Origin of the sequence: Streptomyces sp. NPDC021080 (genome assembly GCF_044333225.1) — a bacterium.
Lineage (GTDB): Bacteria > Actinomycetota > Actinomycetes > Streptomycetales > Streptomycetaceae > Streptomyces.
This window is the reverse complement of sequence record NZ_JBIRQM010000011.1, coordinates 83802-95100: the sequence shown is the minus strand read 5'-3', so window position 1 is coordinate 95100 and position 11299 is coordinate 83802. Positions and strand designations below refer to the sequence as shown.

Here is an 11299-nt window from a genome sequence, read left to right as displayed (position 1 = left end):
CGGTGAACCGGAGGTACAGGTGGAAACCGGTGAAGTCCTCGACGGACGCTTCCGGATCGCAGAAGCGCTCGATCAGGGCGGCATGGGAAGCATCTGGACAGCGACGGAGACCGCCACCGGACGGCTGGTCGCGGTCAAGGCGCTGCGCCTCGACGCCTACACCCAGGGCCGGTTCAGCCCGGCCGAACGGACTCGGCGCCGGGTGGAACTGATGAAGCGGTTCGAGCGCGAGGGGGCGATCCTCGAAGAACTGGACCATCCCGCCATCCCGCGCCTGCTGCACCGCGGCTACCACCACGAGGAGCCGTACCTCGTCATGGAGTACGTCGCCGGGGTCAGCCTGCGTGAACTCCTCGACCTGCGCCGCCCGTTCCCCTTCGGCGCGGCCGTCGCGATCGCCGTCCAGATAGCCGAGGCCCTCGGCCACGCCCATACGAACGGCGTGGTGCACCGGGACCTCAAGCCCGGCAACGTGGTGATCGCCGCCGCGGACGGGGCGGTGAAGCTGCTCGACTTCGGCATCGCCCACCTGACCGACCCCGACGCCACGCGCTACACCGCGCTGGGCGCCACTCCGGGCAGCGCCGGTTACATGGCGCCGGAGCAGCTCCGTGGCCAGCAGGACATCTCCGCCGCGGTGGACCTCTACGCGCTCGGCTCCGTGCTGTTCGAGCTGTTCACCGGTGAGAAGCCGTTCGAGGACAAGCCGGACCGGAACAAGGACACGCAGCACCTCGAAGACCTTCCTCCCCGGGTCCGCGACATCAACATCGGGATCCCGGAGGACCTCGACGAACTCGTGTGGGACCTGCTCGGCAAGACGCCCGTCGACCGCCCGGCTGGCATCGGCGAAGCCCTCGCCGTGCTGCGCGCGCACCTCCCCGCGCCCGGCGACCCCGGCCCCGACCCCGAGCTGCATCCCGATCCCACGGCCCGTTACCGGCTGCGCGGGGGACCGATCGCCGAGGACGCCGGCCGCGTGCGCGCGAGAAGCTCCCTGCGTGGCCGGAGCCGTCGCGCTTCTTGGCTGGGACGGGGCGAGTTCGCCGACCGGATCGCCCTGGCCAGGGCCGAACTCGACTCCACAGGACCCGCTGCCGAGTGCGCGCAGCTCGCATCGGCGCTCGTCCGCGCCGTGTCCGCGTGGGGACCTAGGGAACCCGCCGTTGTGGAAGCGCAGTTGGTGTGCGCGGACGCGGCGCGCCTCGACGGCGACACCGGGCGGGCGAGGAGGCTGTATGAGGAGGTGGCGGTGGCGCTCGGAGACAGCACGGATCCTCGCCTCTCAGTACTGGTGCTGGAAGCCCGGATCGGCCTCTCGGAATGCAAGGTGCCCGAGGGCGATCTTCGGGGCGCACTCGGTGACTGGCACGAGGCGGCCACAGAGACGCTGCGGCTCGCCTCTCCGCCCGCCCGCCTGGTCGCTCGTTGCCGTGAGGTAGCCCTCGAACTGGGCGAGCGGGGCTACGGGGCCGAGGTCTCCTCCCTCGACCGCCGTCTGGCCGCCCTGTAGGGGTGCCGGCAGCGACCGGCGGCGGATCGGGCACTCGGATCAAACGCGCGGCAACTGGCCGTGGGACAGAAGATCTCCGAGCGACTGGACGAGTTCGCCCCCCACCCGGCGGAGCCCTTGGAGCTCCCTTTCGAACGTCGTGATCCTGCGGTAGATCTCGCCGTACTGCCGTTGCTCCTCCAGGGAGAACCGGGGCACCCGCAGCCGCCGTACATCGACTCGGGACGTCGTGGACGCGTGCGTGCCCGCCCGGCGGGCATTGTCGGGAGCCCGCAGGCAGCCTGCCAGGAACCAGGGATCGAGGACCGAGGGGTCCACGCGCAACGCACAGAGCTGCGGCCCGAGAATCGAAGGTGCCTCGGTGTCCACATGGACGTCGAAATCGCGGGCCAGCATGGACACGACGACATCCTGTGAGGCCGTGACGGTCAGCGCGCCGGTCTTTTCCCCCTCCGTCACCGCCCGTGCCGGAAGCCACAGCTCCGGGCCCCCGGGCAGGCGGAGACCGGTCAGCACCCGCGCGCCGTCCGCCGGGCGCGCACCCCGCTCCACCTCGGTTTCGGGCAGGGCCTGCCCGCCCCGGATCTCCAGCGCACCGGCGCGCTCCAGGTCGGCGACTGTGATGAGCGGGGCGACGTCACCGGCCTCGACCGGCTCAAGTGCCGACAGAACACCAGCCGCATCGCGGAGCTCGCCCGCATGGGTGTCGAACCGGGCCCACGACCGCCGCAGTCCGATCAGGTCTGCGGCACGGCCGCGCGGAATGTGCCGTGCCGGAGTGAGGTCCACCTCTTCGTCCAGCAGGTCGATGACCGGAACCGTCACCTTTCCCGGTCCGCCCGCCCCCTGAAGGGCCTTCACTACCTGCTCCGTGATCTGGACCCAGTCGACGCCCCCGGCACCCATGGCGCCAGGACCGCTCTGCCGGGCCGCGGTATCCACCAAGGTGATCTCGGCCGGGGATGTCCCCGGCTCCTCACCGGTGCCGCCTGCCCGCAGGACCCACACATGAAGGCCGACCCCGTGCGGAGGCGCGGCGCCGGGCGGCAGGGCGATCACGGTACGCAGTACACCTGCGCGCAGCAGACCCGCCCGGATACGCCGGCCGGCCCGCCGCGCAGCGACCGCGGGCGGCAGCACCATCACCGCGACACCTCCCGGCGCCAGAGCGGCGGCGATGTGCTGGACCCAGGCGAGCTCCGACTCCGTGCGGGGCGGCTGACCGAAGGCCCAGCGGGCGTCCGTCGCGAGCTCTGCATGCCCCCAGTCACGCTCGTTCGCGGGCGGGTTACACAGGACCACGTCGGCCCGTACATCCGCATGGGCATCGGCGCGCAGGGTGTCCGCGGCCAGGACTGTGATCTCCGGTGGCGCTGCCCCTGTGTAGCCAGCGACGGCCAGCTGTGCCCGCGTCAAGGACGCGAGCACCGGGTCCCTGTCCTGTCCCCGCAGCTCGGCCAGTCCTGAGCCGCCTTCTGAGTCGTCCCATCGCCGTCCCGCCGACAGAAGCAGGGTTCCGGTGCCGCATGCGGGGTCGAGAACCGTGCGGACCGCCCCGTCGTGGACGACCGCAGCGATGTCCGTCATGAGCTCGGCGAGGGGACCCGGAGTGACCGCGATCTGCCGTACGTGGGTGCGCAGCCACCGCTCCAGCAGGAACCCGAAGGTCTCCGCCGGGCCCTTCGTTCCGGCCAACTCGAGCGTCCGTTTCAGAAGACCGGACTGCCGCTCGTCGAGCACCCCTGCCGCGGCCGGAGGACCGTCGACCAGCCTTCCGGGTTCCCCGCAGAGCCGCAGGCCGACCTGCGCGACGAGAAAACCCATCGCATCTCGGTCTCCCAGGGCCTCGTACTCCGGCCAGAGCCGCTCCAAAGGCTCGACGGCCGTCTTGATCTTGCCTTCCCTGTGCAGCCACGCCTCGATCTCGGCGAGCGAAAACAGAGGGCTCGCATCGGTGCCACCGATCGGTGCGGGGAAGGTCTCGTGGCGTCGCCGCCAGTTGCTGACGGCGGCACGTCCCACGCCCGCGATCCGCGCGACCTCTGCGAGGGGCACGGAGACTGTGGGGGATTCTGCGGGCTCGGGCATCGGACTCTCCGGGGGGGTGGTACAGACCTGCGGTGCGTGACGGTGCGGCGGCTTACGGTACCGGGCATGCAGCGCACACGGGCATGTGTCTCTTGACTCAGTTTATGAACGCATCGTTCAGAGTCGAGATCTTCCGGTTACTCCCGTGCGCACCTTTGATCGTGGAAAATGGGCAGCCGGTCGGGGACACCCAGGGGGAGAAGCGCGCGTGCACGCTCAGGAGACCACGTTCAAAGAGCTCGTCCAGGGCGAGAAGCAGTACCAGGTGCCGCTCTACCAGCGCACCTACAGCTGGCAGCGTGAGCAGCTGCAGCAACTCTGGGACGACGTGCAGGAGCTGGTCGAGGAGCAGTTGGAAGGGCGGGCCCCTGCGGCGCACTTCCTCGGCTCGGTCGTACTGGCGCCGGGCCGGATCACCGCAGGCGGCATGCAGCGCTGGCTCGTCGTCGACGGCCAGCAGCGGCTCACCACACTCATGCTCGCCTTCACCGCGCTGCGCGACCGCCACCGAGAACGCGGCGGCGCAGAACAGAAGGCCGACCGTATCCATGACCTCGTGCTCGTCAACAAATACCGAAGCGGCGACGACCACTACCGGCTCCTGCCGACACAGGCGGACCGGGACGCCTTCACCGCCTGCGTCGAGAGCTCACCTAAGGCGGGCGGTCCCGGCAACGTGGGTGCCGCCTACCGGTTCTTCCTCGCCGCGCTGACCGAGGGTGAGGAGAGCGGCGGTGAGGTGTGGACCGACGCGGTGGAGGCCGTACTGAGCGGTCTGCTGTCGATCGTCGAGATCACCGCGGCCGAGGGCGACAACGTCTACCGGATCTTCGAGTCGATCAACAACACCGGTGTCGGACTCAGCCAGAGCGACCTGCTGCGCAACTACCTCTTCATGTGTCTGCCGACCCGCGGCGAGTCGGTCTACCGCAACCGCTGGCTGCCCATGCAGGAACTGCTCGGCCCGGCCAACCTCGAGCTCCTGGTCTGGCTCGACCTGGTCGTGGCCGGCAACAGCCGGGCCAAACAGAGCGAGATCTACCGCGACCAGAAGAAGCGCCTGGAACCCCTGAGCGCGGACGAAGCGGCACTCGAAGCCGAGATCGAGTCCCTCTCCCGGCGGGCCGAACGCCTGATGCGGATCCTGGAGCCCGAACGGGAGGCTGATCCGGAGTTGTGCGAGGTGCTGGAAAGACTGTCCCGCTGGGGCGGCCAGACCCACTACCCGCTGGCGCTTCAGCTGCTCGACCGAGTGGACGGTGGACAGGCCACACCCCATCAGGCCGCCCGGGCACTGGCGTACGCCGAGAGCTACATGGTGCGACGGCTCTTCGCGGGCTACTCCACCACAGGCAGCAACCGGGTCTTCATGGAGATGCCCAGGGAACTGGAGAAGGACGAGGACCCGGCGGAGGCCGTACGCCGCATCCTGTCGAAGAACAAGGCGGGCGCGCGTGTCTGGCCCGACGACGACGCCGTCCGCGAAGCGATCCGCACCCGGCCCTTCTACAAGGCGGGCCGAGGCAATCAGCGGTTCCAGGTACTGCGCAGACTGGAGGAGAGCTACGGGGGGAGCGAGCCGGTCGACTACGCCAAAGCGCGTCTCACCGTCGAGCACGTACTGCCGCAGAACCCCGCCCAGCAGTGGTTCGACCTGCTCGCCGAAGAGGCCGAGGACGGACAGGGCCCGGACGAGCTCCATGCCCTGCTCGTCCACACACTGGGCAATCTGACTCTCTCCGCAGACAACGCCAAGCTCTCGAACCATCCGTTCCGTCGCAAGCAGGAGATCCTGGACTCCAGTGCCCTGCGCATGAACCAGGAGATCGCCGGGCGGGAGCGGTGGGGGAGGGCGGAGATCCTCGACCGCGCCGCCGGCCTGGCCGACCGGGCGGTGCGGCTGTGGCCCGGCCCCGTCGCCGGAACGGTCCCCGGGGACGACGAGTGGTCCGGCTGGAAGGAGCTGCGCGCCGCGCTCCTTGCCATGCCGGCGGGTACGTGGACGACGTACGGCGATGTCGCGGCGCTCATCGGCACCCATGCCGTCCCGGTGGGCCAACACCTGGCGTCCAAGGCCGGCTTGCACGGCGCCTACCGGGTGCTGACGGCGGACGGCCGCGTCTCGGCGGGCTTCCGGTGGCCCGACGGTCAGGAGTCCGGGGATGCGCGAACCCGCCTGGAGGCGGAGGGCGTTCCCTTCGACGACGCGGGCCGGGCCCGCCGCTCCCACCGGCTGACGACGGCCGACCTGGCGGCCCTGCTGGGCAAGGAAACCGCCGAGGAGGCCGTGCCATCCCCACAGACCGAAGACGAGCAGCAGTCGGCGGCCGACCGGTTCGAAGCGCAACTGCGTGACAACCAGACCAAGGAAACCGCCGAAGGCGTTCTGGGCGCGCTCCGCTTCTGGGATCAACAGGGCGGCCACCTCGCCTACGGCCGGGCGAGCGAGACCAGCTGCTTCCCCATGGCGCGGTTCGGCGGCACGCTCGACACCCGAGCGCTGTGGCCACTGGGGATCTACCCGGTCTCCGGGACGGTCGAAGTCGTCTTCCAGTATCTGAAGCGGCGCCCCCCGTTCGACGACGAGCCGCTGCGGCGCGAGTTGATGACCCGGCTGAACGGCATCGAGGGCATCGACCTGGCAGAGGCCAAGCTCGATCTGCGTCCGTCCTTCCCCGTGGAGGTCTTCGCCGTGCACAGCAAGGAGATCTGCGCGGTGCTGGAGTGGTTCGCGCACACGGCCGCCCTCGCGGAGGCCCGCCGCATGCTGGACGAGGACTCCGGCACTCTCTGACGCCCCGCATCCATCGCGCGCGTGAGGCTCAGGGGACTCCCCGGGGCCTCACGCAGGTCAGACTCGCTCGGCGCTACGGGCGCGGGCCGGTGACCGGGGCCAGGAACGGACTCGGCTCGCCGTGCCAGGACACTCGAAGTGCCTCCCGCGCCCGCGTGCACGCCACGAACAGCAGGCTCAACTCGCTGTTCAGGTCCTCTTGGTGCTGCTGCGCGTCGACCTCCACCGGAGTGACCGCGGCCTTCATCGGCACCGTGCCGTCGTTCACCCCGGCCACTGCCACGCAGCGGAACTCCAGCCCCTTCATCCGGTGCATGGTCCCGATCCGCACCCCTGGTCCGCTACGACCGGCGCCCAGCACACATGCCGCGATCCCGGCCCGCTCCAGGGCCCCCGCGATGTCCCGGCCGAACTGGACGAACCGCACCGCTATACCGATGTGTTCCGCCTCCACCCCCGAGGCGATCCACTTCTCCACCCGGGACACCAGTGCCGCGGTCTCCTCGGTCTTGGCCGCGTGCGCGGACGTCTCGGGCCGTTCGCCGTGCATCGTGGAGCGGTAACCGGCCAGGGATTCCTTCGCCCCGTCCATGTCGTCCGGCTCCTCACCCGTCAGCAGCGAGGCGGACCAGGCGAGGATCTCCTGTGTGGTGCGGTAGTTGACCCGCAGCCGGTGCGAACGCCCGACCACCTGGATGCCGAGCGAGCGCAGCGAGACCCGGTTGCCGTAGATGCGCTGATAGGTGTCCCCGGCGAGGAACAGGTCGTCGGGGCCGGGTGACACCAGGGACCGGAGGAACCGCCACTGCGCCGGGTGCAGGTCCTGCGCCTCGTCGACCACCACATGTCGGAACGTCCGCTCCTCGCGCCCGCCCATGACCCGCGCCGCCTCCGCACACACCTGGAGGAACGTCCACTCGCCTGCCTGCCGCAGCTGCTCCTCGAACGCGGCGACCGCCCGCCACACTTTGAGTCGCTTCAGCGGCCCCAGCGCGCTGCCCCGGCCGGTCCGCGGCGCCTTCAGGTACTCCTCCGGCGTGGTGAGGGCCTGGGCGAGGACGACGCCCCGCCACTCCTGGTCCAGGAAGACATCCGTGAAGTCGGCCTCCACCCTGCGGGCGATCCGCGCCCATCGGGCCGTGATCTCCTTCTGGTCGAAGACCAGCTTCAGCGGGGCGCCGCCACGCTCTGCGCGTACAGTCTCGTTGGCCAGCGCGTCGACGTTCACCACCCGGATCTTCGCGCGCACCGCCGGGTCCGTGACCAGCAGTGCCAGGCAGCGCTCCAGCTCCGCGGCGAGGTCCTTGGTGTACGTGGTGAGCAGCACGCACCCGTCGGGCGCGTCGGCGGGCAGCCGCCGCGCCAGGTGGTACGCCCGGTGCAGGGCGACCACCGTCTTGCCGGTGCCCGGCCCGCCCGTGACGCGCGCCGGTCCGGCGTAGCTGTCCTGGTACGCGACCCGGTACTGGCTCGGGTGCAGGAAGACACGCCAGGCGTCGAAGGGCCGCGCCAGGATCTCCTGCAGCTCCTCGGTCCCGGAGACCAGGGCGACCCGGCCGCGCGAACGGGCCATGGCGGCGGCGAGTTCGTCTCTCTCGGATGCGTCGGCCGACCGTGGTGCGGCCCGGGCGTACGCCTGGACGATCTCCCGGTCGATCTCGGCCGGTTCCATCCCGGTGGCGAGCCCCAGGAGCACGTCGTACTGCTGCTCGGGCAGCACCTTGTGCAAGGCCTCCAGGTGCGTCTCGTCCGGGACGAGACGGATGATCGGCAGGATCTCCTCGTCCACTCCCAGGCTGCGCAGCACCTTGTCCGGGTACTCCGAGGCCGGGAAGAGCCGAGAGGGCTCCTCGGCCGCCCGCGCCCGGAGCCCGGCCGTTGCCCGCTCCAGGCCGACGTCGTTGCGGATCTCGATGCCCTGCGTCGCCTCGTTCACCGACGCGCGGTGCTTGGCGGCCCAGTCGTTGGCCTTGTCGTGGGGGAGCACCTTGAGCAGCAGGTAGCTGTCGCCCGACTCCGCCTTGAGGACGACGCCCCGCCAGAAGTCGTTGATCCGGATGGTCCGCAGCCGCGGATCCTTCTGGTGCGTGAGCTTCTCTAGGTGCAGTCCGGCGTGTGTGGCCGTCGCGAACTTCTCGAACACCTCGAAGACGCGTTTCTGGACGGGTTTCTCCAGCGCGGCGAACTCCATCAAGAAGTCCCGGTGCATACCCAGCGTCGCCATCCCCGTCCCCCTCCGGCTGTTCCTCCCAGGAACTACGATCACTCTACTGAGCGTCACCGGCTGGGGAGAGAGATCGTGCACGCCATCCGTCAGGGAACTGTGCTCGGCGACCGTTACGAACTGGACCGGCCACTCGGACGCGGAAGCATGGGACAGGTCTGGCATGGACGTGACCTGCATCTGGGCCGTCCGGTCGCCGTCAAGACGGTCGTGGCGGAACTGCTCTCGGAGGCGGGGAACCGTGACCGGGCGCGGCGTCGGTTCGTACGGGAGGCGAAGGCCGCGGCGAGGCTCGACAGCGCCAACATCGCCACCGTCTACGACGCGGCTGTCACCGGCGACACCCACTGGCTCGTGATGCAGCTCGTTGACGGAGCGACGCTCGGCATGGTCCTCGGCGAGCAGGAGCAACTCGAAGTGGCCTCCGCGACGGCCGTCGCCGCCCAGATCTGCTCCGGCCTCGCCGCCGCGCACGCCGCTGGTCTTGTCCACCGCGACCTGAAGCCCGAGAACGTAATGGTCCGCCGCGACGGCGTGGTGAAGATCCTTGACTTCGGCCTGGTGAAGCTGATGGCGGACGACGGTCCGAGGCTGACCGCGACCGGTGAGCAGCCCGGCAACCTCCTCTACGCATCGCCCGAGCTGTTGTCCGGGGATCCGGACCTCGACGGACGCAGTGACCTGTACAGCGTCGGCTGCCTGCTGCACCACATGCTCGCCGGAGCCCCGCCCTTCCCCCGCGACCGGCCGATGGCCGTCCTGCGCGGGCACCTGCACGACACACCGCCCGGCCTCGCCGAAGCAGGCGTGCTGGTACCGGACGCTCTCCAGGACTTGGTCCTTGCCCTGCTGGCCAAGGACCGTGAGGACCGGCCCGCCTCGGCCGCCGAGGTGTACGGCGCGCTCGGGCCGTGGCTGCCCGGCGCCCGGCCGGGACCCGACACCCTGCGCGGCTTCGGCCCCGAGGACCCGCGCCGTCCGTTCGTGCTCCCGCAGGGCCCGTACCCGGTGTGACGGCCCGGTCACCGGCGGGGTGAGAATATGCCGTACGGGTGACCGCGCAAGCCGAGCAGGGGGCCGAGTACGGCGTGACACGACGGATCAAGGACCATTACGAGTTGACGGACCGCCTCGGCCGCGGAGGCATGGGCGAGGTGTGGGTGGCCCAGGACCTACGGCTGGACCGACCCGTGGCGGTCAAGTTCTTGTCGGCGGGCGGTCGCGGCTCCGATCTCGACCGCATGGAGCAGCGGTTTATGCGTGAGGCCCGGCTCACCGCCCGGATCGGGCACCGGAGTGTGCCGGTTGTCCACGAGTGGGGCCGGCTCGACGAGGACGACGGCGACGGGCTCTACCTCGTCATGGAACTCGTGCACGGCGACACTCTCTCCCGGCTCCTCAAACAGAACGGCCCCTTTTCCGTTCCTCTCGCCGCCGTGGTCGCCGTACAGACGGCCGACGCCCTGGCGCACGCCCACCGCATCGGCGTCGTGCACCGGGACCTGAAGCCGTCCAATTTGATGCTCACGCCGGACGGCACGGTGAAGGTGCTCGACTTCGGCATCGCGGCGGTCATGGAGCCCGATCCCGACGAGCCCCGGCTCACCCGTACCCAGGAAGTGCTCGGCACGCCGGGGTTCATCTCGCCGGAACAGGCGGACGGCGGGCGCGCGACGGAGCGGAGCGACCTGTACGCCCTGGGTTGTGTGCTGTACGAGATCCTGGCGGGCCGCCCGCCCTTCAGTGCGGGGACGGCCGTGGCGCTCCTCTACCGGCACGCGTACGAGGAGCCGCCCCCACTAGGGGATCTCAGGAACGATGTACCCGCGGACTTCACCTCCCTCGTCATGCGTCTGCTGGCCAAGTCCCCCGACGACAGACCCTCGGTGGAGGAGGTCCACGGCACGGCGCGTGCCTGGCTCGCCCAGCCGTCGGACCGGGCCGTCCCCCGGCGACCGCCCGCCGGATCCGGCGCCGTGAGGTCCGCTTCCACTTCCGTGTCCTCTTCCGCCTCCGCCGGCCCTGCCCCATCCCGGCGGCCGGTCCCCGTCCCCCGCCCGGCACCCTCCGGACCCTCGGCCGCGCCCGCCGCCGTGCCCCAGGAGGTCTTGGACCAGGCCGCCCGTGGCGACTACGTGGGGGCCGCCGCCGTGCTGGAGCGGCGAGTGCGCGAGGCAGGCCGTCCGCTCGACGACACCGAGTCCGTGCCGGCGCGGCTCACCCTGTGCGACCTCCTGCTGAAGGCCGAGGAGTTCAATCGTGCCTACGACGGCTACTTCGCACTCGGCGGCGCGCTCCGGCGCCGTCGACCGGCGACCGACCGGGATGTGCTCGCCTGCCGGTCCGGCGCGGCCACGTGTCTGGCCGAGCTGGGGCGCACCAACGAGGCGCTGCACGAGTTCGAGGGCCTCCTGCCCGTGCAACAGCATGTTTTCGGCGCCACTGACAGAAGCGTGTTCGATACCAGGTTCCGGATCGGCTCGCTCGTGGCCCGGACGGGGAAGCTGCGTGAGGCACGTGACCAGCTCACCGCCCTGGGGCAGGAGCAGCAGCGAATTCTCCCGGTCAACGATGAACGGCACGCGCGGACGGATAGCCTGATTGCCCGCCTTGACCGAATGCTGGCAAAGTCTTGAGAGTGTGCGTGAACTCTGTTCACAGAGTCGCTGCTGGTGTTAGC

At 70.4% G+C, this 11299-nt stretch carries 6 protein-coding genes; 4 read left to right on the top strand and 2 right to left on the bottom strand.

Annotated elements, in window-relative coordinates; all coding sequences use genetic code 11:
* The first annotated feature begins 19 nt into the window (after window positions 1-19).
* The gene (locus ACH4S8_RS26525) at window positions 20-1513 is read left to right on the top strand and encodes a serine/threonine-protein kinase (RefSeq protein WP_398398214.1); all 1494 of its coding nucleotides are present in this window, start codon (window positions 20-22) and stop codon (window positions 1511-1513) included.
* 39 nt (window positions 1514-1552) lie between these two features.
* Here ACH4S8_RS26525 and ACH4S8_RS26520 read toward each other — a convergent pair whose 3' ends face one another.
* Entirely contained in the window at window positions 1553-3568 is a 2016-nt protein-coding gene (locus tag ACH4S8_RS26520; protein WP_398398211.1) for an N-6 DNA methylase, read from the bottom strand.
* Window positions 3569-3809: 241 nt separating this feature from the next.
* Between ACH4S8_RS26520 and ACH4S8_RS26515 the strand changes: the two genes are divergently transcribed.
* Window positions 3810-6395, top strand: a complete 2586-nt coding sequence (locus ACH4S8_RS26515; protein ID WP_398398209.1) for a DUF262 domain-containing protein — start codon at window positions 3810-3812, stop codon at window positions 6393-6395.
* Between the two features lie 73 nt (window positions 6396-6468).
* Here the strand turns inward: ACH4S8_RS26515 and ACH4S8_RS26510 are convergent, their stop codons facing one another.
* Window positions 6469-8619: a UvrD-helicase domain-containing protein gene (locus ACH4S8_RS26510; protein WP_398398207.1), complete on the bottom strand. Its 2151-nt coding sequence runs from the start codon at window positions 8617-8619 to the stop codon at window positions 6469-6471.
* Between the two features lie 75 nt (window positions 8620-8694).
* Between ACH4S8_RS26510 and ACH4S8_RS26505 the strand changes: the two genes are divergently transcribed.
* On the top strand, window positions 8695-9633 hold the full coding sequence (locus ACH4S8_RS26505) for a serine/threonine-protein kinase (RefSeq protein WP_398398205.1): 939 nt from the start codon (window positions 8695-8697) through the stop codon (window positions 9631-9633).
* 38 nt (window positions 9634-9671) lie between these two features.
* A complete protein-coding gene (locus tag ACH4S8_RS26500) occupies window positions 9672-11255 on the top strand; it encodes a protein kinase (protein WP_398398203.1) in 1584 nt (527 codons plus the stop codon).
* Window positions 11256-11299 lie beyond the last annotated feature (44 nt).

What these genes read in the sequence shown, in the direction of transcription:
- ACH4S8_RS26510 (WP_398398207.1), bottom strand. Translation starts at nt 8,619, where the DNA reads ATGGCGACGCTGGGTATGCACCGGGACTTCTTGATGGAGTTCGCCGCG.